We start from the raw sequence: 26,155 nt of genomic DNA, 5'->3' as shown, positions 1-26,155 counted from the left end.
TTTAGCCCATGAAAAAGCCGGGAAACCATTCCTGTCATGGAAAAAGTTGACCGGCTAATTTTAGTATTAATTATCAACGGTTTGTTTGTGGAACAACTCACGGAATACCGGGTAGATATCTTCAGGTTCTCGGATGTGTTGCATGGCAAAGTTGTCAAATTTTGCCTGTAAGTCTTCATATTCCCGCCACAGAGTCTGGTGTGCGCGCCGGGTTATCTCGATGTAGCTATAGTAACGCACCATTGGCAGGAGCTTTTGGGCCAGTAACTCATGACACAGTGGTGAATCATCGGCCCAGTTATCGCCGTCTGAGGCTTGGGCTGCATAGATATTCCACTGCGTTGGGTCGTAACGTTCCTGAACCACTTCTTCCATCAATTTCAGGGCACTGGAGACAATTGTTCCGCCGGTTTCCTGCGAATAGAAGAATTCTTGCTCATCAACTTCTTTCGCTTGAGTATGGTGACGGATATACACGACATCAACGTTTTTATAGGTACGGCTCAGGAACAGATAAAGCAGGATGTAGAAGCGCTTTGCCATGTCCTTGGTGGCCTGATCCATCGAACCTGACACATCCATCAGGCAGAACATCACCGCCTGGCTGGATGGCTCAGGACGCCGTTCATAGTTCTTATAACGTAAATCGAAGGTATCGATAAACGGAACCCGCGCGATTTTTTGCTTTAATTCAGCAATGGCTTTACGTACACGTTCTTCTTCCAGCAATTGTGCTGGTTCCGTGTTTTCCAGTACGTTCAGCGTTTCTTCCAATTCGCGTAACTCACGGCGCTTACTGGCTGTCATGGCGGTACGACGCGCCAGTGAGTTTTGCAGTGAGCGCACCACGCTGATATTGGCGGGCACGCCATTCGAGGTATAACCCGCACGATGGGTTTTGAATTCGGTCAACTGCTTATACTGATTTTTCTTCAGATTGGGCAGCGCAAGGTCTTCAAACAGTAAGTCGAGGTATTCATCTTTGGAAATCTGAAAGACAAACTCATCCTCGCCTTCACCGTCCTGACCGGCATTACCCTGACCACTGCCGCCGCCTCCACCGCCACCTTGAGGGCGCTCCACTCGGTCATTGGTGACAAAATGGTCATTGCCAGGATGTACCCGGTGGCGTAACCCACCACGGCCCTGATGGAACATCGGCTCATTGATATCATCAATAGGTATCGAAACTGACTCGCCGCTCTCAATATCAGTAACTGATCTTTTATTGATGGCATCGGCAATCGACTGTTTAATTTGCGACTTATAGCGGCGCAAAAAGCGCTGGCGATTGACCATGCTCTTATTCTTGCCGTTAAGTCGTCTGTCAATAAAGTAGCCCATATATCCCCCAAACGACTTTGTCACTGTCCCTGCATCTTTCACGCGGTAGCTGTGTTGGCTGCCATCACTCACCCCAGTCACTTAGTAGACTAAGCTCCTGGGGCTTCGTTCAGTTGCCGCCTTACTACAACGTGAAATCTATTGGGTCTATACCTACGATTCCGTAGTGAATCGGTAAATGGGTTATGACGATTTTCTCACCCGCAGATACCATTCACACAGCAAACGAACTTGCTTACGGGTATAGCCTTTCTCCATCATCCGATCGACAAAATCATCATGTTTTTTCTGCTCATCCGTTGAGGTCTTGGCATTAAAGGAGATAACCGGCAGTAACTCTTCGGTGTTAGAGAACATTTTCTTCTCGATAACCGTGCGCAGCTTCTCGTAACTGGTCCAGTTTGGATTACGGCCATTGTTATTGGCTCTGGCACGCAACACAAAATTGACGATTTCATTACGGAAATCTTTCGGGTTGCTGATACCCGCCGGCTTTTCAATTTTCTCCAGTTCAGCATTCAGTGATTCACGGTCAAACAGTTGCCCGGTGTCAGGATCACGGTACTCTTGATCCTGAATCCAGAAATCGGCGTAGATAACATAACGGTCAAAAATATTCTGACCATACTCAGAGTAAGACTCCAGATAGGCGGTTTGAATCTCTTTACCAATAAATTCAGCATATTTCGGGATTAAATAGCCTTTCAGGTGTTCGAGATATTTCTCCGCAACATCTTGTTGGAATTGTTCGCGTTCGATCTGCTGTTCCAGTACGTAGAACAGGTGCACCGGGTTAGCAGCCACCTCAGCGTGGTCGAAGTTAAATACTCTGGAGAGGATTTTAAAGGCAAAACGAGTAGAAAGGCCGTTCATACCTTCATCAACCCCAGCGTAGTCGCGATATTCCTGATAAGACTTGGCTTTAGGATCGGTATCTTTCAGGCTCTCACCGTCATACACCCGCATCTTAGAGTAAATACTGGAGTTTTCTGGCTCTTTCATCCTTGAGAGAATCGAGAAGCGTGCCAGCGTTTCCAGCGTGCCAGGTGCACAAGGCGCATGGGTCAACTCACTGTGATTTAACAGTTTGTCGTAAATCTTGATCTCTTCTGATACCCGCAGGCAATAAGGCACTTTGACAATATAAACACGGTCAAGGAATGCCTCATTATTCTTGTTATTACGGAATGTTACCCACTCGGATTCGTTAGAGTGCGCGAGAATTATACCGCTGAATGGCAGGGCGGATATCCCCTCGGTTCCGTTATAGTTCCCTTCTTGTGTCGCGGTCAGTAGTGGGTGCAGCACCTTAATTGGGGCTTTGAACATCTCGACGAATTCCATGATCCCCTGGTTAGCACGGCATAAAGCACCGGAATAACCATAAGCATCGGGATCGTTTTGGGCGTGATTTTCAAGTTTACGGATATCAACTTTACCGACCAGTGCCGAGATATCCTGGTTGTTTTCATCACCGGGTTCGGTTTTCGCTATCGCAATTTGTTCAAGGATAGAAGGCCAGACCTTGATAACTTTGAACTTGGTAATATCACCGCCAAAATCGTGCAGGCGTTTTGCCGCCCATGGCGACATAATCGTACCGAGATAGCGGCTTGGGATACTGTATTCTTTGGCCAGAATCGCCGCATCTTCCTGCGGATTGAACAGACATAACGGGTGGTCATTGACCGGGCTACGTTCACCGTTAGCACTTAAAATATAGATAGGCACCCGTTGCATCAGGGCTTTCAGTCGTTCAGCCAATGATGACTTACCACCACCCACGGGACCCAGCAAATACAGGATCTGTTTCTTCTCTTCCAGCCCTTGGGCGGCGTGTTTGAGATAGGAAACGATCTGCTCTATGGCTTCCTCCATGCCATAAAACTCTTCAAAAGCAGGGTAGCGAGCGATAACCCGATTAGAGAACAGTCGAGACATGCGGGACTCAAGCGCGGTATCGACCATGACTGGCTCACCAATAGCCATCAGCAGACGCTCAGCCGCATTAGCATACGCGCTGCGATCTTGCTGGCAGATTGTGAGGAACTCCTGGAGTGTGAACTCTTCGTCCTTGGCCGCCTCATAGCGCTGGCGATAGTGATCAAATATGTTCATAGCGATGCCCGTCCTGTTTGAATGGTTGGGAACATAAAATAGTAGTAGCGCTTTATTGGGTTAAAATTTTGAAACTACTACCTTATTGTTATGGCCGTGTCTCCTCCAAAGGTCAAGTTAAGCCAGACCACAGATTTGCCACCCCTCAAACAATAAATAACCATTATTTGGTAATTAAATCTATTTATTATTAGATTGGTAGTGTTTTGTATATGATTGCTTGAACTTATCTATTTGAATATCTCGATATTTTATTGTAATCAAATCTACGTAAATTTTTAGGTTGTCAGCCTCTTGGTTATCGGCGATAAGTTATACAAGCAATATCGATATCTGGCTGACATGTGTAAAGATTTCGCCACGGGCAACCAATTGATTTACACTAAGTTAACTAATTATTTTGTTACCAATGGGATTTAATCCGTGAAAAAACATTCTTTAAAAGCCAAGCAAATAAAAACACTGGCTGCTTTAGCAGTCGCTACGGCCGTTTGCATGCCGACGGCAATGGCAGGGACCTGGTCTTTGGGGGCTTCTGCGTTAATCAGCCCAGACCCTTATCGGGGTAAGAATGACCGTGTCTATCCGGTACCTATCATTTCTTATGAAAGCGATAATTTCTACTTCCGTACCTTAGCTGCGGGTTATTACCTGTGGAAAGATGACAATAATCGCTTATCAATCGATGCTTATTACTTACCGCTGCACTTTACGCCAGGTGACAGTGATGATCAGCAGATGAAGCAGTTGGATAAACGCCGCAGTACCATGATGGCGGGGATGTCATATTCTCATATTGAGGATTGGGGGACGTTGCGCGCTATGTTCTCTGGCGATGTGCTGGATAATAGTGGTGGTTTTATCGGCGATTTGGCTTACCTTTACCGCTTTAACGTCGATAGCTGGACGCTGACGCCGGGGGTAGGTTTTAACTGGAACAGTGGTGATCAAAACAGTTATTACTATGGCGTGAGCGGTGCTGAATCTGCCCGTAGTGGCCTGGCGCAATACAACCCAAGTGATAGCTGGTCGCCATATCTTGAGTTGTCGGTGAACTACAACATCAATCCGAATTGGAATGCGTTCTTTACCGGCCGCTATGTGCGCCTGGCCAGTGAAGTGAAAAATAGCCCAATGGTTGATGCATCTTACAGCGGCGTGTTGTGGACTGGCGTGACCTATACTTTCCGCTAATTAATGACGCGGTAATGTTGAGCCATAAAAAATGGGGCATAGCGCCCCATTTTTGTGCCTAACGACATCTGGAACGTTAGCTATTTTTACGGCTACGGATGGTCATGGCAAGACGCGCCGGGGCGTCAAGTGTTGCCACCAACGGCTTATTCACTCGCGCTGTTTCCACGCAAACCATGGTTTTAAAACCCTCGTTTGGCATATCAACCATGCTACTAGACAACTCTGCACCTGGATTCCATGCCACTACATCACTTTGGTGATGATGATGTACTTCAATGGTGCGTTTGAGCGCCGCATCTTTGATCAAGCTATAGGCTTCGGGTTGTGTGTAGATACGGTCAGTCTGGCCGTTGAACACTAAATCGCCTTGTTGTGTGGCATCGGCAATTTTTAGCACTTTATCGAAGTATTTCTCACCCAGGCCACTGACTTTAATCTGGTCGATGTCGCCAATCTGGAAGTAAGTATGTAGCGCGGCTACTGCCTGATAATCACCGTGTGATTCCAGCTCCATTTCGCACTCATCACCTAGCTTGAAGCGGGCAATCAATGTGAAGGCATGCGGCCAGTATTTACGGGATTCATCACTGTCTTCCAGTGTGAAGGTCAGGATAACTCCATTCTCGTTTTCATCATGGGCACTGAGAGTCCATGGTAGTAGACGGGCAAAACCATGAGAAGGTTGTGCTGATGGACCAAACCAAGGCCAACAGATTGGCACGCCACCACGAATAGCGACGCCATCTTTAAACGGCGTGTTATTGCTCAGCCAAATGATAGGTTGCTCACCGCTAGGTTGATAGGCCAGCAAATGAGCGCCTTGTAGGCTTACTGCGGCACGCACCTTCGGATGAGAAACCACCACTACCGGCAATTCATCCAGTTGGCGTTGGCTGATGTAAGGCGAAATTTGTTCAACAACAGGTAGGGTGAATACTTTCTCGTTCATTCGTTTGGCCTTATGGGAAAGGGAGCAGGGATCCTTTGAATTTCAGACTCTCGATAATATCACAGGCTGTAAATCTTGTAGCAAATGGACGACACCATAGTGGTGAATCATTGATATTGCGCAATTTATTATAGCTACAAATAAAAAAGCCACCCGAAGGTGGCTTTTGGCAGAAATCTACATCAATCCATTATTACTTGGAGATGTGAGAGATCAGGTCCAGAACTTTGTTTGAGTAGCCAGTTTCGTTATCGTACCAAGAAACCAGTTTCACAAAGTTGTCGTTCAGCGCGATACCGGCTTTAGCATCGAATACTGAAGTCAGTTTTTCGCCGTTGAAATCGGTAGAAACAACGTCGTCTTCGGTGTAGCCCAGAACGCCTTTCAGCTCGCCTTCTGAAGCCGCTTTGATAGCAGCACAGATTTCTTTGTAAGAAGCTGGTTTTTCCAGACGTGCAGTCAGGTCAACAACTGAAACGTTAGGAGTAGGAACGCGGAACGCCATACCTGTCAGTTTGCCGTTCAGTGCTGGGATAACTTTACCAACTGCTTTAGCGGCACCAGTAGAAGAAGGGATGATGTTCTGGGATGCGCCACGACCGCCGCGCCAGTCTTTATGAGACGGGCCATCAACAGTTTTCTGCGTTGCAGTAGTTGCATGCACAGTGGTCATCAACGCTTCAACGATACCGAACTTGTCGTTGATAACTTTAGCCAGTGGAGCCAGGCAGTTAGTGGTGCAAGAAGCGTTAGAAACGATTTCCTGACCCGCGTATTCTTTGTGGTTGACGCCCATAACAAACATAGGGGTGTCATCTTTAGAAGGACCAGTCAGAACCACTTTCTTAGCACCGGCAGCGATGTGCTTACGTGCTGTTTCGTCGGTCAGGAACAGGCCAGTTGCTTCAGCAACAACGTCAACGTTAACTTCGTTCCACTTCAGGTTAGCCGGATCTCTCTCTGCGGTAACACGGATGGTTTTACCGTTAACAACCAAGTGGCCGTCTTTTACTTCTACAGTACCGTCGAAACGACCGTGGGTAGAGTCGTATTTCAGCATGTACGCCATGTATTCAGCGTCCAACAGGTCGTTGATTGCAACGATTTCGATGTCAGAACGTTCCTGAGCAGCACGGAAAACAATGCGACCGATACGGCCAAAACCGTTGATACCTACTTTGATAGTCATATATTCCACCAGCTATTTGTTAGTGAATAAAAGGTTGGTTGTAAAATTACAAAAACCTTGCCGAGCGTCAAGCGGAATCGTGTCAATTATTGCTACAAATCAAACCAACGACGTTAGATCGAACATTAATCACGCGTTTCCAGATACGATTAGCCTCATTTTTATATTGGGGCGAATTATTCAGTTTAAAGTGAGAATCGGTAATATTTGCGATTTTTATCGCATTTATACCCAAAATGATTGGCGTTGCAGGTAGGCAGCTAGCGAACGAATCCCGATGAGCTTACATTAGTAAGTGATTCGGGTGAATGAGCGTAGCTAACAACCCTGCCGCGTCAAGTATAAAGGGTATATGCGGTTGTCACTTTGATGGCATACAGTTTAGGACAATTTTAACTGCTTTGTTGTTAATTTTTTGTTATTATTAAACGTTGTTTTCGTTGACTTTATTCCCTGCCAGAGAACCGCACAAATGGCTAAAGAACTGAACTCTACACCCGATATTGAGAAACTGTCCGATATTCAGCGTCATGTCACCCAGCAGCGCGGGACAGAAGCCCCGTTTAGTGGCAAATTGCTGCATAACAAACGCGATGGCATCTATGAGTGTCTGTGTTGTCATCAACCTTTGTTTATCTCAGAGTCGAAATTTGACTCTGGCTGTGGTTGGCCGAGTTTTTACCAACCTATCAAAGATGACTCTATCCGCTATATTGATGATAATTCACACAATATGATTCGAGTTGAAATTCGTTGTGGTAATTGTGATGCTCACTTAGGCCATGTTTTCCCCGATGGGCCGCAGCCTACGGGCGAGCGCTATTGCGTGAACTCGGCGTCATTGAATTTTGTTGATGACCAGAATGGCGAGCAGATTGCCGGTTGATACTCAACGATTATGCATGTTGAAAAATCGATTCAGCTTATTATTCGTTTTGCTAAGGATACTTTGATGGAGCTTGAAGACCTGATTTCAGTGATGACACCTGAAATTTATCAACGTTTGATGCAAGCGGTTGAGTTGGGTAAATGGCCGGATGGTGTGGCACTGACACCTGAGCAGAAAGAGAATAGCCTGCAAATGGTAATGCTATGGCAAGCCCGTCACAATGAGGATGCTCAGCATATGAGTATTGGCACTGATGGCCAAATTGTGATGAAAACCAAGCAAGAATTGAAACAGCAATTCAGCCAGCCAACATTGGTAAAACTGAAGCCAGAATAGGGCTGTTACCCACAAGATTTATCAAAATCAACGGAGCCGGGTGAGGCTCCGTTGGTGCTATTTTTATTGCCAGTTATTTGCTTGCTGAATCTATTTCAGCCAGCCACTGTGCCAGTGTTTGTAAGCTTGCCCCTGCTTTATGCATCGTATTTAGGGCGTGTTGACTGTCATGCGGTTGTAGGTTGACCCCGCGACAACCGTCACTGATGACCGTTGTTTGATAACCCAGAGCTAATGCATCCAAGACGCTATATTTCACACAATAATCAGTTGCCAGCCCCATAATGAACAAACGATCTATCCCTTGCTGCCGTAACCACTCATCCAAAGGGGTTTTTGCTCGCCGACCATTGTCAAAAAAAGCGCTGTAGCTATCAATATCAGGATCTTGGCCTTTGCGGAACGTGGCATCAATTGCGTGTTGTTTCAATTGCAGATGTAAGGCGGCCCCTGGCTCATTTTGCACACAATGCACTGGCCACCAAACTTGTGGTAACCCATCCAGCTCACCTACGGTACCCGATTCCGCATTTGAATTGACGGCAAAGCTGCGGTGCCCGGCAGGGTGCCAATCCTGGCTGGCAATAATAGGTATCTTTTTGCTAAGGCAGGCATCAATAGCTTGATTGGCAATGGCAATAACCTGATCACCCTCAGTAACAGCCAGCGCCCCTCCCGGACAAAAGTCATTTTGTAAATCAATTAAAAGCAGTGCCGCATTCATTGATATTCCACCGGATCAGTTAGTGTCAGTGAGTTCACCACGCAGGTTTTGTTGCATTAACCGGCGAATGTCTTCAGGGGTTAAAGATTGACTCAATAAATAATGTAGTTTTGTCAGTGCGGCCTCGACCGTCATATCAAAGCCACTGATAACACCGGCGTGGGCCAATGCATTACCGGTTGCATAGCCTTCCATATTGACTCTACCGGAAATACATTGTGTCAAATTGACTACCACAATACCTCGCTCGCTGGCATTTTTTAACTCATCCAGTAACTCGGCTTTTTGTGGTGCGTTTCCCACACCATAAGAACGTAAAATGAGGGCTTTAACGGGCTGCAACAGGAAGTTGCGCACCACCGCGCCGGATATCCCAGGATAAATAGTCACCACACCGATCGGTTGAGGGGTGATGTTATGGACAATCAATGGCCCATTATTGGCTGGTGACTCGACCGACACCATACGCCGAATATGAATACCAGCCTCAAGCAGTACTGACAGATTCGGGGAGGCAAAAGCATCAAAACCATCAGCATGGGCTTTAGTGGTGCGATTGCCACGGAATAATTTGTTGTTAAAGAACAGACTGACTTCATTCACTGGGTGGTTCGCGGCCAGATAGAGGGCGTTAAGCAAGTTGGTTTGCCCATCAGAGCGTAACTCTGCCAACGGGATCTGAGAGCCGGTAACAATCACTGGCTTGGCCAGATTTTCTAACATGAATGACAGGGCCGAGGCTGTAAATGCCATGGTGTCTGTGCCATGTAAAATAACAAAGCCGTCGTATAAGTCGTAGTTTTGCTCAATATCGTTGGCAATATGCTGCCAGTCCTCGGGTGTCATATCTGAGGAGTCAATTAATGGCGCATATTCATGGATAGTGAAATCAGGCATTTCGGGACGATGGAACTCAGGCATCAGCGCAAGTTGGCGTTGCAGATGGCCGGATACGGGGATGTATCCATGTTCCGAGCGCTGCATACCGATGGTACCGCCAGTATAGGCAACATAAATAGATTTCTTCTGCATAAGCATGAGGGCCTGAAAAGTAGTACTGAATAAGATGAGTGAATTATAGGGAGACTGACGAGGAAAAAAAGCCCGGCGGGTGCCGGGCGGAGTATTTTGATTAATTTTCTAGCGGACATCACCACAGGTTAGGCATAACGCATAGCGATTCTGCGGGTCATTCAATGTACTGAGTAAACTTGGCTGCTCTTTCACGGCTTGCGCCATAGCAGATAGCGGGGCAGGTATCCAAGCCTGAATGGCGGCGGGTAACATGGCCTGTACCGATGCGCTCATTTGGCCGAAAATCAAGTCACTAAGACTCGGCTCATCAACAAACCAATTCAACTGCCAGGTTTTCAGTTGTGCCAGCTCCGCGACCTTCTTCACCGCGTCATCAAAGTCACCTAACTGATCCACCAGACCGTTACTTTTAGCATCAATCCCAAGCCACACATGGCCCTGTGCGATTTGATCCACTTGTTCAGGGGTTTTATGACGTGAAGTTGCGACCAGGTCAATAAAGGTCTTGTAGCCATTTTCGATATTAATTTGCATCATCTGCGAAAACTCAGGCGGCAAGTTTTTAGTAATCGAAATATCGGCTAATGGCGACGTGGCTACGCCGTCAGTATGAACACCAATACTTTCCAGTGAATTTTGGAAGGTATTAATCACGCCGAAAATACCAATCGAGCCGGTAAGGGTGCTCGGGCTGGCAACGATATAGTTAGCGGGTGTGGAGATCCAATACCCACCCGATGCCGCCATTCCCCCCATCGATACCACCAAGGGTTTATTGGCTGCGCGTAACGCCGCTAATTCTGAACGAATCAACTCAGAGGCGCTGACACTGCCCCCAGGGCTATTTACTCGCAGAATTACGGCTTTAATTTTTGGATCTAAACGCGCCTGGCGAATCTGTGCTGCCAGCGAGTCGCCACCCACGTTGCCCGGAGTTTGCGGACCATCAATGATGGCGCCGTTAGCAAAAATAACCGCTATCTGCTCGCCCTGCTGTGGTGTAGGTACCGGTTGATAGTCATAAATACTGACGTAATTAAAGTCGTTATTCTTTTTATCCCAACCAAAGGTTTTAACCAACTCGGTTTCTACCTCAGGGCGTGACGCTAATGTATCCACCAGTTTATTGTCCAGCGCATATTTTGCCGGAGAACCGCCAGCGGCTTGCAACCCACTGATAACACCCGCGGCACCTGGGAACAGTTGCTCTGGCGTTAACTGCCGGTTGGCAGCAACAGCAGTAAGATAATTTTGCCATAACCCACCAATCCAGCGGCTGTCTGCTTCACGTGCAGCCGGTGACATATCATCACGAATCATCGGTTCAACCGCGGACTTGTAGGTGCCAACCCGGAAGATATTAGTGGTGACTTTAAGTTTTTCCAGCAACGATTTGTAATAGAGGTTATTACTGGCGAAACCATGCAGATCGACCGCCCCTTGTGGCGATAGATAGATTTTATTAGCAAAGCTGGCTAAATAGTATTGGGTTTGATTATAGCTATCGCCAATTGCATAGATTGGCTTACCGCTGTCACGGAATTCCCGCAGCGCTTTACCTATATATTGCAATGAAGGTTGGTCGGCACCGGTAAAATCACTCAGTGACAGCACCAAACCGGTAATATTTTTATCGGTTTTTGCCAGACGAATAGTTTCGACAATATCAAACAGCGAGTTTTCCTGTAGGCGATTACTGGATGCCCCTAAGAACTCACGCCCCAATTGACGTAATTTATTGTTTACCGCGGGCTGATCAACCACCACGCCACTTAAATTTACCAGCAGCGCGCCTTTAACCGGTTCTGCTGGTTTACTTTGGAACTGAAGGTAAATACCCACACCGACTAAAATTAACAGTATTAAGAACAGATTAAGAATAAATTCCCTGACGAAATTAAGCAGACGCCAGGTCCACTTGAAAAAGCCAGCAATAATTCGCCACAAAGTGCGCATGTTATCTCCAACAAAACCGGGCAAGTACGGTTATCCTAATGACCTGACGAACAAATGTCAGCTTTAAATCACTGTTAAGCCTAGCCGAAAGGTCAACACTGGCAACAAAACGACAACTTATGCTACCGTGCTGAAAATGAAAATCGTTATCAGGAGAGAATGATGGATGCGTTAGAACTGTTACTTAACCGCCGTTCGGCGTCCCGTTTGACCACCCCAGCCCCAACGGGTGAGGCATTGGATCATATTATCCATGCGGGCATGCGGGCACCTGACCATGGCACATTGCAGCCATGGCGCTTTATTTTGATTGAAAATGAGGGGCTAGAACGTTTTAGTCAATTGTTACAACAAGCAGTGCAACATGATGGTGCTGATGACGCCGTATTGGAAAAAGCAAAACAAGCGCCGTTTCGTGCGCCGCTGATTATTACCGTTATTGCTCATGTCACTGAAAACCCCAAAGTGCCCAATTGGGAACAAGTGGTTTCCGCCGGTTGTGCGGTACAAGCGATGCAAATGGCCGCACTGGCTCAAGGCTTTAATGGTATCTGGCGTACCGGCTCCTGGACCCATCATCACGTGGTTCGTCAGGGGTTTGCCTGCCGTGAACAAGATGAAATAGTCGGCTTCCTTTATCTCGGCACACCACAACTGAAATCAGCGACGAAAGTGACCCCACTGGATTACACCACTTTTGTGAGCTATTTCTGATAGTTATATGGTCTATAATCAATAGGTTTCAAGGCGGCAGCGAAGAAGCAAATCGCTTGGGGCCGTCTTGAACATCACAGCTTATGCACTTTTATAGGAACTAAGCTGTGTTTTCGTCTGCTTTGTGACCAACCTATCTGCCCGACAGCGGCCTCTACTTACCAAGCCACGCCATAGGCGCTACCATAGGCAGTCTGGATACTAGGCCTACGAGCATAATTCCTCAATAAACTGCTTATTACTGACCATCACACGGGAGAGTGTTATGACACCGCCAGCGATACGTCTTACCCAATACAGCCACGGAGCGGGGTGCGGTTGCAAAATTTCGCCCAAAGTTTTGGATAAGATATTGCATACCGATCAGCAGAAGCTTCTTGACCCCCGGCTGTTGGTGGGGAATGAAACGCGTGATGATGCAGCAGTTTATGATATTGGCGGCGGTGTTGGCATCATCAGCACTACCGACTTTTTTATGCCGATCGTTGACGATCCCTTTGATTTTGGCCGAATTGCAGCCACCAATGCTATCAGTGATATCTATGCGATGGGGGGTAAACCCATTATGGCGATTGCCATCCTGGGCTGGCCGATAGATAAACTGGCACCTGAAGTTGCCCAACAGGTTATCGAGGGCGGGCGCTATGTTTGCCAGCAGGCCGGTATTTCTCTGGCAGGGGGGCATTCCATTGATGCGCCTGAGCCGATTTTCGGTCTGGCGGTCACCGGAATCGTCAGCACTGAGCAGGTTAAGAAAAACAGTGCCGCACAGGCTGGTTGTAAGCTATTTCTGACCAAACCGCTGGGTATTGGTATTCTGACGACGGCAGAAAAGAAAAGTAAGTTGCGACCTGAACATCAAGGGGTAGCAACAGAAACCATGTGTCAGTTGAATAAATCAGGGGCGGACTTTGCCAGTATTGCCGGTGTCACTGCCATGACCGATGTTACCGGGTTCGGCCTGTTAGGGCATTTAAGCGAGATTTGTCAAGGGTCCGGTGTTCAGGCCAAATTACATTTCTCGGCTATACCGCGATTACCTGCGGTTGAAGAGTATATTGCTGCGGGTTGTGTGCCGGGGGGAACTGGGCGTAATTTTGACAGTTATGGCCATCTGATCGGCGAGATGACCGAGTTACAGAAAACGTTATTGTGTGACCCACAGACTTCCGGTGGTTTGTTGTTAGCCGTATTGCCTGAAGCGGAGGCTCAGGTGCAGGCTATTGCGGCTCAGCACGGTATGACGCTCAGTTCTATTGGCGAGTTGAGCTCTGTGGATAACCGCCGGGCGTTGATTGAGATTACAGAATGACCTTTTCTTTGATGCATTTTTGCGGTGAATGATGCGACTTTTTATTGCTGAAAAACCCAGTTTGGCGCGGGCGATTGCCGATATTTTGCCAAAGCCGCATCGTCGAGGCGATGGATTTATTGCCTGTGGCAGTGATCAAATGGTGACTTGGTGTGTGGGTCACTTGCTGGAACAGGCCCAACCTGATGCTTATGACAGCCGCTATGCACGTTGGTCGTTAGCTGATTTACCTATTATTCCTGAAAAATGGCAACTACAGCCTCGGCCCTCGGTCAGTAAGCAATTGAATGTTATCAAACAACTTTTGCAACAGGCCGACGAAGTGGTGCATGCCGGTGACCCAGACCGCGAAGGGCAACTGTTGGTTGATGAAGTATTGGATTACCTCGATTTGGTGGCAGAGAAGCGGCAAAATGTCCGCCGTTGCCTGATTAACGATCTCAACCCGCAGGCAGTGGAGCGTGCGGTGGAGCGTTTGCGTTATAACCGCGAGTTTATCCCGTTATGTGTTTCGGCATTGGCCCGCGCCAGAGCCGATTGGCTATATGGCATCAATATGACCCGTGCCTATACTATTCTTGGGCGTAATGCAGGTTATGATGGTGTTTTGTCAGTAGGGCGGGTACAAACGCCGGTATTAGGCTTGGTTGTCCGCCGTGACGAAGAAATTGAAGATTTTATTCCCAAAGACTTTTTCGAAGTTAAAGCCCATATTGTCACGCCTGCGGATGAGCGTTTTATTGCCCTATGGCAGCCGAGTGATTCTTGCGAGTCATATCAGGATGAAGAAGGGCGCTTGTTGCATCGGCCACTGGCTGAACATGTGGTTAATCGCATCACGGGTCAGCCTGCATTTGTAACTTCCTATAATGATAAACGGGAATCAGAAACCGCACCGTTACCCTTTTCCCTTTCGACATTGCAGATTGAAGCTGCTAAACGCTTCGGTTTGAGCGCTCAGCAAGTTCTGGATATTTGTCAGCGTTTATATGAAACGCACAAATTGATTACGTATCCGCGTTCAGATTGCCGATACCTACCAGAAGAGCATTTCGCTGGGCGTCATTCGGTATTGAATGCCATCAGCATTCATCAGGCTGACTTATTGCCGTTGGAGGTAATGGACAGTGATCGGCGTAATCGCTGCTGGGATGACAAAAAAGTCGATGCCCACCACGCCATTATCCCAACAGCACGGGCCAGTAAGGTGAATCTAACCACTGATGAAGGCAAAGTTTACCGATTGGTAGCACAGCAGTATCTGATGCAATTTTGTCCAGATGCACAATTTCGTAAATGTGTCATTGAGCTCGATATTGCTGGCGGCAAGTTTGTCGCTAAGGCCCGTTTTCTGGCGGAGGCGGGGTGGCGTACCTTGCTTGGTAGCAAAGAGCGCGATGAAGAAAATGAAGGCTCGCCGTTGCCGGTGGTGGAGAAAGGTGCTGAATTATTGTGTGAGCGGGGTGAGGTTGTTGAACGGCAAACTCAGCCGCCACGACCATTTACCGATGCCAGTTTATTATCAGCGATGACCGGAATCGCGCGGTTTGTGCAGGATAAAGAGCTGAAAAAAGTGTTACGTGCAACAGATGGGTTGGGGACTGAGGCAACACGAGCTGGGATTATTGAGCTACTTTTCAAACGTACTTTTTTATTCAAAAAAGGGCGTTATATTCATGCAAGCCCTGCGGGAAGAGCATTGATTCACGCGCTGCCTGATATTGCTGCACGGCCCGATATGACGGCCCATTGGGAATCGACACTGACACAAATCAGTGAGAAAAATTGTCGTTATCAGGATTTCATGCAGCCACTGGTGGCAACATTGCAAGATTTAATCAGTCAGGCAAAACAAAATCGTTCACCTCAGGTTTTTCGCGGGTTGCCAGCAGCACCGTCTGGGGCGATAAAGAAACGTAAAAAAGCACCGTCCAAAACCAAGGATAATAAGTCATGAGAATATTGTTATTGCTAGGTTGTATTGGTTTTGCCTCGCTTATTTCTGCTGCGGCGATGGCCAATCGTAACAATGTCGATGTTGTTGTTCCTTTGCCACCTGAAATATGGAATAACTCATCAAATCGCAACACGAATAATAATCCGTGCACTCGCTGTTGTGTCTATCAAAATCAGAATTATTCTGAAGGTGCTGTATTGCGAGTTGAAGGTGAAGTGTTGCAGTGTGTGCGTGATAGCAGTGTGATCGGTACCAATCCATTGATTTGGAAGCGGTTGACCAGGTAACAGGCTAACGTTTCTGGGCAATAAACGCATCTAAAAGCGGAACATCGGCGGGTGCCAGAGGGTAACGGTAAGCCTCCTCTGGTGCCAACCAGACCACTGCGGAGTGACAATGCAATGCTAGCTTGCCGCTGAAACTCTCAACGAGCCAGGCATGCAATCTGATGGTCTGTTTATCTGAATCCCATTGGTTGGTGGCGATATATCGGGTCACTGATGCCTCAATATTTAACTCTTCGGCCAGTTCACGTATCAGAGCCTGAGGTTGGTTCTCTCCCGCCTCAACTTTCCCTCCAGGAAACTCCCACAAACCGGCCTGATCACGGCATGAGTCCCGCTGAGCCAGCAGAATCTTACCATTTTGTTCAATAATGGCGGCGACAACATCAATCATTTTTTGTTTACCCAGCTTTGGTCGCGTATTGGTAAGTGGTAGGCCCATTTTGATAGGGCCTCCACTTATGTCATCAGAGCGCGAATTCAGACCATACTGGCGCGTGGTCTGAGGGTTTTTCCATGCCGCGAATTGCATAATCAATTCCTGTCGCAACGCAGCGGGTAGCCAGTGGCTGACTTGCCAACAATAAATCTATACGCAGGCCTCTATTCTCATCAAAACCACGGGAGCGATAATCAAACCACGAAAATTGATTGTTACACTCAGGATTAGCTGCACGGAATGTATCAACCAGCCCCCAGTTTTGTAAACGTTCCAGCCAGGCACGCTCTTCAGGCAGAAATGAACACTTACCTGTGCGCAGCCAACGTTTACGGCTCTCTTCGCCAATACCAATATCCAGGTCAGTTGGACTAATATTTAAATCCCCCATAATCAGTACCTGAGCATCTGCTGAAAGTTGTTGTTCCAGATATTGTTGTAAGTCAGCATAAAAACGCTCTTTTGCTGGGAATTTTATGGGGTGATCACGGCTTTCTCCTTGGGGGAAATAGCCATTAATAACAGTGAGAGGACCATTTGGCGTTGCAATATCAGCCATTATAATACGACGTTGAGCATCTTCTTCATCAGTAGGGAAGCCACGACGAACAGCCAATGGTTCATTTTTGGTTAACAGCGCCACACCATAATGACCTTTTTGCCCATGATAAAAAACGTGGTAACCATGCTGACTGACATCCTCAAGGGGAAACATATCATCATGTACTTTCGTTTCCTGAAGGCCGATAACCTCTGGTTGATGTTGCTCGATTATCGCCGCTAGTTGATGTGGTCGAGCACGTAGGCCATTGATATTAAAAGAGACAAACTTCATGGTTAGCACCGTTTATTCGATAAAAATGATTTCAGATATTAGCAGATACTGAATAAAAATGTAACGCACAGGTAAAGAATAAAGAAATTGGATAATACCGATTGATAACGAAAGTGAAATAAAATAATACCAATGAATTTAGTTGGTAATTCTATTTGCCATTTATAGCTATTAAAATTTAAGTCGCCATTCAGATATCTATTTATGCTTTAAATTAATTATCTGGAAGTGACCACTATTAAAATAAAACGTGAACGGTGGTTTTGTATTTGTAAATATCAATTGTAAATTCAAATTATATATTTTTTGTGAATGTAGTGCAGGGTTATTAGCGGTGTAACCACCTTGAAAGTTAAAGGGTGAAAATATCGTTTTTTTATTCTTTGCAATGGAGTTATTCATTTTAACTACCAGAGCTATCCGATTCCAGCTACGTATGTTAACTGATTTTGTAACGGGGTGGATAAAAAATAGTTATTAAATATCATAGAACTACGAATGGTTGTCTGTTAGAAATATGTGTAATGTTGAGATGCTAATAGACAGAGTCTTACAGTTTTTTCGTAAAAAACGACATCAAAGTATTAATTTCTACGCAGTAATAAATTTTTATAATTTACCTTTCAATTATTTTAAATGCAATTTATATAATAAACTTATTTAATGTTGAATGTTATCTACAGCTAGCCTTGTGCATGTTGACATGCCTGTCATTTTTTCTGATAAATTTTTACGCAAAGGATTAGTGAATTATGTTTCTATCTCGAAAGCTAGAGGCTTTTATGGCCGTAGTCGAAAATGGCTCGCTGAGTAAGGCCGCAAGGGTGATGAACAGGACTACACCTCCGGTAGCAAAGTCGATCAAAGACTTTGAAAATATAATAGGAAAAAAACTTTTTAAAAGAGAGAAATTTGGTATGAGTTTAACAAGGGATGGTGAGATTTTATATAATGATCTAAAAGATTTATATCAGCAAGAAAAAGAAATCACAAAAAAACACCTTACTGGGCACGTATCGAATGTCATCAATATTTACTACGATTGGGGTAAAAGTGAGAACTTGACAAAACTCTATCGGGAGGCAGAAAAGAATAACATTCAAGCTAATATAATTAAATTTTACTATGAAAATATTGATGAAATTGGAGACTATGATGGAAATTCACTTATCCTGTCATCAGAAAAAATCTCTAGCGAAAGATTTACGTTGTTAAATGAAGTGCCAGACAGTGGTTTCGGTATCTATGGACGCAAAGATATAATAAATGAAAGTCAAGATATTATAAATATTCTCCACAAGAATGTTTGGTTGTGCAACCCGACACTATATAGAAGTGACTTTGTTAAGAATCTTGAAGAATCAGTTAAAAAACAACATGATAAAGTTAGTGTTAGGCAGGTGGATAACCTGGCTTGCTGCCTAAACTTTATTTACTCTGGTCGCTATATATGTATTACAGATTCAATAATGGATGATTTTAATGGTGATTCTAAACTGGATTTTATAAATTTAGCCAGTTTTGAAAGTGAGAATAAGTTATATTTTTATAAATCACGCTCACATTCAAGTGTATTAAATAGACTTATTGAGTACATTCATACGATGGTATAAAACTATCTAGACTATTAGCCGGTTGTATCGCTACCCTCGGCGACCTTCCCTGATGGCAATATCTTTGATTTTTATTGTTTTTATTGGATTAGAATAACTCTAGGAGATGGTGGTGGGGGAAGGATTATTCGTCACTGCGTTCCTCACCCTTCGGGCCGCCGCTGCGCGTCGTTGTCTCGCTACGCTCGGCGCGAACCTTGTCGAAGGTTCTTACCTTCCCTGATGGTAATATCTTTGATTTTTATTGTTTTTATTGGGTTGGAATAACTCTAGGAGATGGTGGTGGGGGAAGGATTATTCGTCACTGCGTTCCTCACCCTTCGGGCCGCTGCTGCGCGTCGTTGTCTCGCTACGCTCGGCGCGAACCTTGTCGAAGGTTCTTACCTTCCCTGATGGCAGTATCTTTGATTCTTATTATTTTTATTGGGTTGGAATAACTCTAGGAGATGGTGGTGGGGGAAGGATTCGAACCTTCGAAGTCGATGACGGCAGATTTACAGTCTGCTCCCTTTGGCCGCTCGGGAACCCCACCACTGGCCTAACTGCTTATCAATACTGTCTTGGTAAGCGGGGCGCATCATATCAAATGAAGCGCCCCTGTAAAGACTTGAAATGAAAAAAATAAGTTGTTCGGTGCTTTTTTGTTCTTGACGATGTTTATCTGGGCAAAAAACATCTGTTTATTGCGCGCTTACAGGATAACGGTGCGGTTACCGTAAACAAAAACACGTTGTGCTAAAACACGATACAGAGCACGGCTCAGAACGTTTTTTTCCACATCTCGCCCGGCTCGCATCATATCTTCAGCCGTGTACGAATGATCGACGTGAATAACATCTTGCATGATGATTGGGCCTTCATCCAGGCTATCGTTTACATAGTGAGCCGTGGCACCAATAATTTTCACCCCCCGCTCATAAGCCTGGTGATAAGGGCGAGCACCGATAAATGCAGGCAAGAATGAGTGGTGGATATTAATAATCTGGTAAGGGAAGTGTTGAACAAAGGCTGGTGTTAGCACCCGCATATATTTGGCCAGAACCACGTAGTCTGGTTGGTATTGTTCAATTTGCTCAATCAGACGTTGGTCATGTTGATCACGAGTCAAACCTTCGTGGCTGATGAGATGGAAAGGGATATCAAAGCGCTCCACTAAATTCTGTAGTGCATCATGATTGCCAATCACCGCCGCAATTTCAACATCCAGACCACCATAGGCACTCTTCATTAATAAGTCGCCGAGGCAATGTGCTTCTTTGGTGACCATAATGACAATACGGCGACGCCCTGCGGTATGTAATTCGCGGTTGGTGCCTTCGGGTAAAGCATCATCTAAGTCTGCCAGCAGGGTAGTATCGTTAAAAATACCTTCAAGCTCTGTACGCATGAAAAAGCGGCCAGTCAGATGATCAACAAATTCATTATTCTGCACGATATTCAACTGGTGCTTGTAACAAATATTGGTAATTTTTGCGATTAAGCCTTTAGCGTCAGGGCATATAGTGCGTAACACTTTCTTTTGTACATTCTGGTGTGGCATAAGGTGGTAAATCCTGTCTTAACAGTACTTGATGTTATGTAAATGTTTGATGCTACGGTCCGTAATGAAACGATTTTACTGTTAATGCCCGCAGCATTTCTTATATTTTTTCCCTGAACCGCAAGGACAGATATCATTTCTACCCACCGACGGCCGGACTCCGTCGATATAGTACCAGTGTTCTTTTATTCGAAGGAAGCGGGAACGTTCATGCATTGTGCTTATCTGCATATTATTTGGATCAGTAAAGCGGGCAATGAACTCAACAAAGGCTTCGTCATCATGACTGCCAGTAGTTTCTGCAATAACTGTTAATCCGTGCCATACAGTATTGGTGAAGCTTTGAATTATTCCATCTCGCCATTCTTGTGCCTTGCAGTCTGGATGCCAGGTTTTAATCAGATAGTCCGCATCCTTTTTTACATAGGCGCTATAGCGTGAGCGCATCAGTATTACAGGTTTGGCCGCAACTTGCGTGTTAAGGATATAAGGCGCACAGCATCGTTGATATTCAAAGCTGCTGCCACATGGGCACTGTTCTGACAAAATTTCTCCGAAAAACCAATAATGCCATCTTATCTGCGAATGAATGGTCAGCAACAGAAGAAGGCGGGCAATCAAATAGGGGCAAATAGGGCCTTATCTTACCTAATCACGGGATGAGGTTCAAAGTTGATAATTTTGCGCGGGATATGGGGTGAACTTAAGTTTTGTGATGTTGCTCACAAAAATAGTTGACCGGCGTTTCATTATGGAGTAACTTAATAACTGTGATGTGTATCACATAAAAATAATGATATTTACAGGAGCAACCCATGAAACTGATCAATAAAGTTATCGCTATGTTCGAAAAAATGAGTGTCTCATTTGGTACTATTAACGGTTAATTATTTCCTAAATAATCCGTAAGAATTCATAATATTCTGAGAAAGGTCGAGTTATAGTTAATAACACTATAGCCCACGAGAGCTAACGGTGAAATGACAGCATGTAACGCGATTATCTATTTATTGAATCTTATATTACTAGATAATATTAAATATTTTAATTTGTCTTAACTCCGAATATTTACTCTGAATAGCCACTACTATAGTGGCTATTTTGCTGTGTTATGTCGAGTGTCAAAGCAATAAAGTCAAAAATAGCAACGGTTACTGAATGAACTGAGTGCTACCTCTCTGTTTTATCTTTTACTTAGTGACAACTAGCCACTGTTTTTACCATATAGAAACTAAGTGGGTCGTATTGATAACAACCAAATTCAGACGTAAATTCAAAGCCTAATCGCTGGTACAGTTTTACCGCTTCAGGTTGATGAATCCCTGTCTCCAAATAAACATATTTTAAATTCAAAGAGATAGATTTTTCGAGCAGTGCTGTAACTAGCATTGACGCAATGCCATTACCTCGGCAGTCAGGGATGACAAAAACGCGCTTAATCTCAGGATATGTACTTTCGGGTTGGAAAAGAATGGCGCATCCCACAGCGCGACCTTGTCGTGTTGCAATATAAACGAATGTTTTTTTCTGAGCCATACTCTCAATCGACTCTGTATGATTACTTTCAGCCGGATAGAGTGCTTCTTGATACGCATCTAATTGAGCAATTAATGCAATAAGATCTGGATTAAATAGATCGGTTTGGCATATTTCAATATTCACAGTATATCCTTCCACTTACAGCCTATATCTTAGTAATGAAATGTAAACTATTTGTATCAATTTACCAGAAGGATAAATGTTAACTATAGTTCAATCAGTAGGGTTATAGCACTGGCGAGTAAATATGGATTTTTCCTCTGAGTGAGCGCTAAGTTGTTGCGTGCTAGCGTTAAGAGCCAAGCGGCAGTGTCGATAACAAAATCAGAGTCTGATTTATTTAGTTGAGCGGTAAAGTGCCAAATTGATCGAAAATGGACGAAATAAAAATGAGAAAAATTAAGATTGGACTGGCACTTGGCGCGGGTGCCGCGAAGGGATGGGCACATATCGGGGTCATTAACGCGCTAGGAAGAATGGGCGTCAAAGTTGATGTTGTTGCCGGTTGTTCGGTTGGTGCCTTGGTTGGTGCAGCGTATGCCAGTGATCACCTGAATGTGATGGAACGCTGGGTTCGTTCGTTTAAATATTGGGATGTTATTCGATTGATGGATTTCTCCTGGCGTCGTGGCGGATTACTGCGGGGTGAGCGGGTTTTTAATGCTGTAAACCAAATAATTGAAGTGCAGGACATTACTGAATGTAAATTGCCCTTTGGGTCTGTTGTAACCAACTTAACGACGGGCCGTGAGTTATGGCTTACTGAGGGGGATATTAAACAGGCAATTAGGGCTTCATGCAGCATGCCTGGATTGCTTTCTCCTGTCCGCTTCGGTAGCTATTGGTTGGTTGATGGTGCAGTAGTCAATCCTGTTCCTATTTCTTTGGCAAGAGCAATGGGCGCTGACATTGTGATTGCCGTTGATTTGCAACATGATGCACATCTGATTCGGCAAGATCTGTTTTCCTCACAATCATCTCCTGAAGGTAAACCCCCGGAGATGCCAGCAAGTTGGCATTTGCGCTTAAAAGCACGAATAACCAATATGTCAGGTAATCCAACGATGGCCGTTCCCAGCGCCATGGAGATAATGTCTACCTCAATACAGGTATTGGAGAACAGATTAAAACGTAACCGTATGGCAGGAGATCCTCCCGATGTGTTGATCCAGCCCTACTGCCCACAAATATCAATGCTGGATTTCCATCGGGCGGATGAAGCCATTGCCGCTGGACAATTGGCTGTGGAGAAAAATATAGAGCAGTTACGTCCTTTGGTAAGGGGCTGATGAGTAACAAATGTGTGTGAGTAAAGCAGTACGTAACAATTTCAGACAAGCACAAACAGCCATTTTGGGCCACTATTACGTTTAAGGTTAGCAAGAGAAGCAGTACATGGAAAAACCATTAGCAGGTAAAAATATTTTAGTCGTCGAGGACGAAACGGTCTTCCGTACTGTAATCACTGAGTTTCTAAGGGCACTCGGTGCGGCAGTCCAGCAGGCAGAAAATGGCCTGGAGGCGTTAGAGCAGATTAAGGTCCAATCACCTGACCTGATACTCTGCGATCTCGCTATGCCTAAGATGGGAGGGATCGAGTTTGTTGAGCGTTTACTCATGCAAGGAGTAAAGATCCCTATTTTAGTTATATCGGCTACTGATAAGATGACTGACATTGCTAAAGTCATGCGTATGGGCGTGAAAGACGTACTGTTGAAACCGATCGTGGATTTAAATCGGTTACGTGAAGCGGTGCTGGCATGCCTTTATCCCATACTGTTTACCTCTCATGCAATTGAAGAGACAGAACTTATTCAGGATTGGGATGCATTACGTAAGAATCCTCATGATGCAGCGCAGTTACTTAAGCAATTGCAACCACCGGCACAGCAAACCATTGCACACTGTCGGGTAAATTACCGGCAGTTAACGATGGTCGAGAAACCGGGATTAGTCCTTGATATCGCTGCATTATCAGATAAGGACCTGGCATTTTATTGTCTGGATGTCACCCGCGCCGGGGATAACGGAATTTTAGCCGCACTATTATTACGCGTGTTATTTAACGGGATTCTTCAAGAGCATTTGGCACATCAACAACAGCGTTTACCGCAGATGTCAACGTTACTTAAACAAGTTAACCAGTTACTAAGACGTACTCATTTGGATGGGCAGTTTCCTTTGCTCGTTGGTTATTATCATGTGGAATATAAAAATTTAATTCTGGTTTCGGCTGGTCTTCACGCGAATGTTAGTGCGGGTAAAAATCAGATTCAACTTAGTAATGGTGTGCCTTTAGGTACGTTAAAAACAGCACATTTAAATCAAATTAGTCAGCGTTGTGAAGCATGGCAATGCCAGGTATGGGGAGGAGGGAGTCGATTGAGGTTGATGCTTTCAGCCGATGAATAGTTTATATTTTGAAAGTATTACTCAATAAATAGTTCACGTAATTTATGTATCTTGCTCACTTATTCACTGCTATGACCCTCCAAGTCTCAATGGTTCTATAACGAATCTACGAAATAAACCTCATTTGTTTCAATCAATGAGTATGCCCGAGATGTAAGAAATATCGGTTGATATACTTTCCTCCTTACTTGTGGCTGAAAATTTTCAGTTAACTTTTATTATTCGCTGGCAATAAGGTTGGCTACCTCAGGCTAAATTAAGGTTAGGTCTTGATAATGGTCGGCGGTGTGTCTCTTATCGAATTCCAACTTGAGGATTGATTGCATGAAAGTGACGGTTTTTGGTATCGGTTATGTAGGACTGGTTCAGGCAGCAGTACTTGCCGAAGTTGGTCATGATGTCCTGTGTATCGATATCGACGCAAACAAAGTTTCCGACCTACAAAAAGGCCGTGTCGCTATTTTTGAACCAGGATTAGCGCCATTGGTAAAAGAAAACTACGACGAGGGCCGGCTTCGATTTTCAACAGATGCCGAAGCCGGTGTTGCTCATAGCACGATTCAGTTTATTGCGGTTGGTACTCCTCCTGATGAGGATGGTGCGGCTGACCTTAAATATGTGTTAGACGTTGCCAGCACTATTGCGAAATATATGGATGCGCCTAAAGTTATTATCGATAAATCAACTGTGCCAGTGGGTACCGCGGATCAAGTGCAGCAAAGGATTAAAGCGATTTTACAGCAACGTGGACAAGATATAGCTTTCAATGTGGTATCGAACCCTGAATTCTTAAAAGAAGGCGCTGCTGTTGCTGACTGTAAGCGGCCTGAGCGTATCGTTATCGGAATTGATACTGATGATAATGGTGTGATTGATTTAATTAGCGAACTATACGAGCCATTCAACAGAAATCATGACCGCATGTTAATTATGGATGTCCGCAGTGCAGAACTGACCAAATATGCAGCAAACGGTATGTTGGCAACCAAAATCAGTTTCATGAATGAAATTGCTAATATCGCAGAGCGGCTCGGTGCCGATATCGAAAAAGTACGCCAAGGTATTGGCTCAGATTCTCGCATTGGCTACCATTTTATTTATTCTGGTTGTGGCTATGGCGGTTCCTGTTTTCCAAAAGATATCCAAGCATTAATTCGTACCGCAGAAAATTGTGGCTATCAGCCGCAACTGTTGCGTGCAGTGGAGAGAATCAATAACGAACAAAAGTGTAAGTTAACTGAATTTATTCAATACCATTTTGATTCGCAGCTTGCAGGGAAAACATTTGCACTCTGGGGATTAGCATTCAAACCCAATACAGATGATATGCGAGAGGCCCCCAGTCGGATTTTGATGGAGGCTTTATGGCGTGCTGGCGCTATTATTCAAGCTTATGATCCAGAGGCAATGGATGAAGCTCAGCGTATTTATGGTGCAAGGGATGACCTAAAGTTAATGGGGACAAAAGAATCAGCGCTACAAGGGGCGGATGCTCTGATTATTTGTACTGAGTGGCAGAATTTTAGAGCACCTGATTTTGATATGATCAAGCTCCGATTAAAACAGCCGGTTATCTTTGATGGGCGTAATTTGTACGATCCAGAACGGTTAAATAGCCGAGGTTTTACCTATTATGGGATTGGTCGGGGTACATCGATTAATCGAGCGTAATAAGTTCTAAAGATGATTTTATGTGTTGGGTACAAAACTTAATTAGTTTCTGTTTTGTGCTCAATCTTCATGCCGTAGGGCGGGGGTGACACAACTCTTTCA

The 26,155-nt window shown here is 45.1% G+C and carries 23 protein-coding genes, 1 tRNA gene and 2 other RNA genes; 11 read left to right on the top strand and 15 right to left on the bottom strand.

The window, feature by feature from the left end:
• Positions 1-66 precede the first annotated feature (66 nt).
• Positions 67-1,344 carry a YeaH/YhbH family protein gene (locus V2A84_RS08310; protein WP_083163664.1) on the bottom strand — a complete coding sequence of 426 codons (1,278 nt, stop codon included), beginning with the start codon at positions 1,342-1,344 and terminating at the stop codon, positions 67-69.
• Between the two features lie 183 nt (positions 1,345-1,527).
• Positions 1,528-3,462 carry a protein kinase YeaG gene (gene yeaG, locus V2A84_RS08305; protein WP_083158970.1) on the bottom strand — a complete coding sequence of 645 codons (1,935 nt, stop codon included), beginning with the start codon at positions 3,460-3,462 and terminating at the stop codon, positions 1,528-1,530.
• 423 nt (positions 3,463-3,885) lie between these two features.
• On the opposite strand from yeaG, the gene V2A84_RS08300 reads away from it, so the two are divergent.
• Positions 3,886-4,656 carry a MipA/OmpV family protein gene (locus V2A84_RS08300; RefSeq protein ID WP_083158969.1) on the top strand — a complete coding sequence of 257 codons (771 nt, stop codon included), beginning with the start codon at positions 3,886-3,888 and terminating at the stop codon, positions 4,654-4,656.
• A 76-nt stretch (positions 4,657-4,732) separates the two neighbouring features.
• Here the strand turns inward: V2A84_RS08300 and V2A84_RS08295 are convergent, their stop codons facing one another.
• Together V2A84_RS08295 and gapA are read right to left on the bottom strand one after the other, a co-directional pair.
• On the bottom strand, positions 4,733-5,608 hold the full coding sequence (locus tag V2A84_RS08295; protein WP_083158968.1) for a D-hexose-6-phosphate mutarotase: 876 nt from the start codon (positions 5,606-5,608) through the stop codon (positions 4,733-4,735).
• A gap of 193 nt (positions 5,609-5,801) precedes the next feature.
• A complete protein-coding gene (gene gapA, locus V2A84_RS08290) occupies positions 5,802-6,797 on the bottom strand; it encodes a glyceraldehyde-3-phosphate dehydrogenase (protein WP_032819960.1) in 996 nt (331 codons plus the stop codon).
• Positions 6,798-7,269: 472 nt separating this feature from the next.
• Between gapA and msrB the strand changes: the two genes are divergently transcribed.
• Both msrB and V2A84_RS08280 read left to right on the top strand, forming a co-directional pair.
• Positions 7,270-7,683, top strand: a complete 414-nt coding sequence (msrB, locus tag V2A84_RS08285; RefSeq protein WP_083158967.1) for a peptide-methionine (R)-S-oxide reductase MsrB — start codon at positions 7,270-7,272, stop codon at positions 7,681-7,683.
• Positions 7,684-7,749: 66 nt separating this feature from the next.
• Positions 7,750-8,022, top strand: coding sequence for a YeaC family protein (locus tag V2A84_RS08280; RefSeq protein ID WP_083163662.1), 273 nt, complete (start codon positions 7,750-7,752; stop codon positions 8,020-8,022).
• A 73-nt stretch (positions 8,023-8,095) separates the two neighbouring features.
• Here V2A84_RS08280 and pncA read toward each other — a convergent pair whose 3' ends face one another.
• The 3 genes from pncA to sppA all read right to left on the bottom strand — a co-directional run bounded on the left by pncA (position 8,096) and on the right by sppA (position 11,737).
• A complete protein-coding gene (pncA, locus tag V2A84_RS08275) occupies positions 8,096-8,746 on the bottom strand; it encodes a bifunctional nicotinamidase/pyrazinamidase (protein ID WP_083158966.1) in 651 nt (216 codons plus the stop codon).
• 15 nt (positions 8,747-8,761) lie between these two features.
• Complete coding sequence (gene ansA, locus V2A84_RS08270) at positions 8,762-9,778, bottom strand: asparaginase (RefSeq protein WP_083158965.1); 1,017 nt, start codon at positions 9,776-9,778, stop codon at positions 8,762-8,764.
• A 108-nt stretch (positions 9,779-9,886) separates the two neighbouring features.
• On the bottom strand, positions 9,887-11,737 hold the full coding sequence (sppA, locus tag V2A84_RS08265) for a signal peptide peptidase SppA (RefSeq protein ID WP_083158964.1): 1,851 nt from the start codon (positions 11,735-11,737) through the stop codon (positions 9,887-9,889).
• 162 nt (positions 11,738-11,899) lie between these two features.
• Between sppA and V2A84_RS08260 the strand changes: the two genes are divergently transcribed.
• The 4 genes from V2A84_RS08260 (at position 11,900) to V2A84_RS08245 (ending at position 16,007) form a co-directional block, all read left to right on the top strand.
• A complete protein-coding gene (locus tag V2A84_RS08260) occupies positions 11,900-12,451 on the top strand; it encodes an NAD(P)H nitroreductase (protein WP_083158963.1) in 552 nt (183 codons plus the stop codon).
• Between the two features lie 265 nt (positions 12,452-12,716).
• Complete coding sequence (selD, locus tag V2A84_RS08255; protein ID WP_083158962.1) at positions 12,717-13,763, top strand: selenide, water dikinase SelD; 1,047 nt, start codon at positions 12,717-12,719, stop codon at positions 13,761-13,763.
• A gap of 31 nt (positions 13,764-13,794) precedes the next feature.
• Complete coding sequence (locus tag V2A84_RS08250) at positions 13,795-15,720, top strand: DNA topoisomerase III (protein WP_193784666.1); 1,926 nt, start codon at positions 13,795-13,797, stop codon at positions 15,718-15,720.
• Positions 15,717-16,007 carry a DUF1496 domain-containing protein gene (locus V2A84_RS08245; RefSeq protein WP_083158960.1) on the top strand — a complete coding sequence of 97 codons (291 nt, stop codon included), beginning with the start codon at positions 15,717-15,719 and terminating at the stop codon, positions 16,005-16,007. The genes V2A84_RS08250 and V2A84_RS08245 overlap by 4 nt, the downstream gene beginning before the upstream one ends.
• Before the next feature lie 4 nt (positions 16,008-16,011).
• Here V2A84_RS08245 and V2A84_RS08240 read toward each other — a convergent pair whose 3' ends face one another.
• Both V2A84_RS08240 and xthA read right to left on the bottom strand, forming a co-directional pair.
• A complete protein-coding gene (locus V2A84_RS08240) occupies positions 16,012-16,398 on the bottom strand; it encodes a pyrimidine (deoxy)nucleoside triphosphate diphosphatase (protein ID WP_083163659.1) in 387 nt (128 codons plus the stop codon).
• Positions 16,399-16,471: 73 nt separating this feature from the next.
• The gene (gene xthA, locus V2A84_RS08235) at positions 16,472-17,278 is read right to left on the bottom strand and encodes an exodeoxyribonuclease III (protein ID WP_083158959.1); all 807 of its coding nucleotides are present in this window, start codon (positions 17,276-17,278) and stop codon (positions 16,472-16,474) included.
• A 752-nt stretch (positions 17,279-18,030) separates the two neighbouring features.
• Between xthA and V2A84_RS08230 the strand changes: the two genes are divergently transcribed.
• Positions 18,031-18,891, top strand: a complete 861-nt coding sequence (locus tag V2A84_RS08230) for a LysR family transcriptional regulator (RefSeq protein WP_083158958.1) — start codon at positions 18,031-18,033, stop codon at positions 18,889-18,891.
• Positions 18,892-18,998: 107 nt separating this feature from the next.
• Here the strand turns inward: V2A84_RS08230 and V2A84_RS08225 are convergent.
• From V2A84_RS08225 to V2A84_RS08200, 6 genes are all read right to left on the bottom strand, one after another.
• Positions 18,999-19,125: non-coding RNA, RtT sRNA (locus V2A84_RS08225), on the bottom strand.
• Between the two features lie 43 nt (positions 19,126-19,168).
• Positions 19,169-19,295: non-coding RNA, RtT sRNA (locus V2A84_RS08220), on the bottom strand.
• Positions 19,296-19,338: 43 nt separating this feature from the next.
• Positions 19,339-19,423: transfer RNA gene (locus tag V2A84_RS08215), tRNA-Tyr, on the bottom strand.
• Between the two features lie 159 nt (positions 19,424-19,582).
• Positions 19,583-20,431 (bottom strand): formyltetrahydrofolate deformylase, encoded by an 849-nt coding sequence (gene purU / locus V2A84_RS08210; RefSeq protein WP_083158957.1) that lies wholly within the window; start codon positions 20,429-20,431, stop codon positions 19,583-19,585.
• Positions 20,432-20,512: 81 nt separating this feature from the next.
• Positions 20,513-20,977, bottom strand: a complete 465-nt coding sequence (locus V2A84_RS08205) for a YchJ family protein (RefSeq protein WP_083158956.1) — start codon at positions 20,975-20,977, stop codon at positions 20,513-20,515.
• A 648-nt stretch (positions 20,978-21,625) separates the two neighbouring features.
• Positions 21,626-22,093, bottom strand: a complete 468-nt coding sequence (locus tag V2A84_RS08200) for a GNAT family N-acetyltransferase (RefSeq protein WP_083158955.1) — start codon at positions 22,091-22,093, stop codon at positions 21,626-21,628.
• A gap of 266 nt (positions 22,094-22,359) precedes the next feature.
• Here V2A84_RS08200 and rssA point away from each other — a divergent pair, with 266 nt between their 5' ends.
• The 3 genes from rssA (at position 22,360) to V2A84_RS08185 (ending at position 26,053) form a co-directional block, all read left to right on the top strand.
• Complete coding sequence (gene rssA / locus V2A84_RS08195; protein ID WP_083158954.1) at positions 22,360-23,259, top strand: patatin-like phospholipase RssA; 900 nt, start codon at positions 22,360-22,362, stop codon at positions 23,257-23,259.
• 106 nt (positions 23,260-23,365) lie between these two features.
• Complete coding sequence (gene rssB, locus V2A84_RS08190) at positions 23,366-24,382, top strand: two-component system response regulator RssB (protein ID WP_083158953.1); 1,017 nt, start codon at positions 23,366-23,368, stop codon at positions 24,380-24,382.
• 324 nt (positions 24,383-24,706) lie between these two features.
• Positions 24,707-26,053, top strand: coding sequence for a UDP-glucose dehydrogenase family protein (locus V2A84_RS08185; protein WP_083158952.1), 1,347 nt, complete (start codon positions 24,707-24,709; stop codon positions 26,051-26,053).
• The last annotated feature ends 102 nt before the right edge of the window (positions 26,054-26,155 follow it).

This window comes from Yersinia sp. 2553 StPb PI (genome assembly GCF_052217105.1).
In the GTDB taxonomy this organism is placed as follows: domain Bacteria; phylum Pseudomonadota; class Gammaproteobacteria; order Enterobacterales; family Enterobacteriaceae; genus Yersinia; species Yersinia enterocolitica_E.
The sequence above is the reverse complement of the archived record's forward strand: the minus strand, read 5'-3'. Positions and strand labels throughout refer to the sequence as shown.

Coding starts and splice junctions, on each gene's coding strand:
- V2A84_RS08310 (WP_083163664.1), bottom strand. CDS start 1,344: ATGGGCTACTTTATTGACAGACGACTTAACGGCAAGAATAAGAGCATG.
- yeaG (WP_083158970.1), bottom strand. CDS start 3,462: ATGAACATATTTGATCACTATCGCCAGCGCTATGAGGCGGCCAAGGAC.
- V2A84_RS08295 (WP_083158968.1), bottom strand. CDS start 5,608: ATGAACGAGAAAGTATTCACCCTACCTGTTGTTGAACAAATTTCGCCT.
- gapA (WP_032819960.1), bottom strand. CDS start 6,797: ATGACTATCAAAGTAGGTATCAACGGTTTTGGCCGTATCGGTCGCATT.
- msrB (WP_083158967.1), top strand. CDS start 7,270: ATGGCTAAAGAACTGAACTCTACACCCGATATTGAGAAACTGTCCGAT.
- V2A84_RS08280 (WP_083163662.1), top strand. CDS start 7,750: ATGGAGCTTGAAGACCTGATTTCAGTGATGACACCTGAAATTTATCAA.
- pncA (WP_083158966.1), bottom strand. CDS start 8,746: ATGAATGCGGCACTGCTTTTAATTGATTTACAAAATGACTTTTGTCCG.
- ansA (WP_083158965.1), bottom strand. CDS start 9,778: ATGCAGAAGAAATCTATTTATGTTGCCTATACTGGCGGTACCATCGGT.
- sppA (WP_083158964.1), bottom strand. CDS start 11,737: ATGCGCACTTTGTGGCGAATTATTGCTGGCTTTTTCAAGTGGACCTGG.
- V2A84_RS08260 (WP_083158963.1), top strand. CDS start 11,900: ATGGATGCGTTAGAACTGTTACTTAACCGCCGTTCGGCGTCCCGTTTG.
- selD (WP_083158962.1), top strand. CDS start 12,717: ATGACACCGCCAGCGATACGTCTTACCCAATACAGCCACGGAGCGGGG.
- V2A84_RS08250 (WP_193784666.1), top strand. CDS start 13,795: ATGCGACTTTTTATTGCTGAAAAACCCAGTTTGGCGCGGGCGATTGCC.
- V2A84_RS08245 (WP_083158960.1), top strand. CDS start 15,717: ATGAGAATATTGTTATTGCTAGGTTGTATTGGTTTTGCCTCGCTTATT.
- V2A84_RS08240 (WP_083163659.1), bottom strand. CDS start 16,398: ATGATTGATGTTGTCGCCGCCATTATTGAACAAAATGGTAAGATTCTG.
- xthA (WP_083158959.1), bottom strand. CDS start 17,278: ATGAAGTTTGTCTCTTTTAATATCAATGGCCTACGTGCTCGACCACAT.
- V2A84_RS08230 (WP_083158958.1), top strand. CDS start 18,031: ATGTTTCTATCTCGAAAGCTAGAGGCTTTTATGGCCGTAGTCGAAAAT.
- purU (WP_083158957.1), bottom strand. CDS start 20,431: ATGCCACACCAGAATGTACAAAAGAAAGTGTTACGCACTATATGCCCT.
- rssA (WP_083158954.1), top strand. CDS start 22,360: ATGAGAAAAATTAAGATTGGACTGGCACTTGGCGCGGGTGCCGCGAAG.
- rssB (WP_083158953.1), top strand. CDS start 23,366: ATGGAAAAACCATTAGCAGGTAAAAATATTTTAGTCGTCGAGGACGAA.
- V2A84_RS08185 (WP_083158952.1), top strand. CDS start 24,707: ATGAAAGTGACGGTTTTTGGTATCGGTTATGTAGGACTGGTTCAGGCA.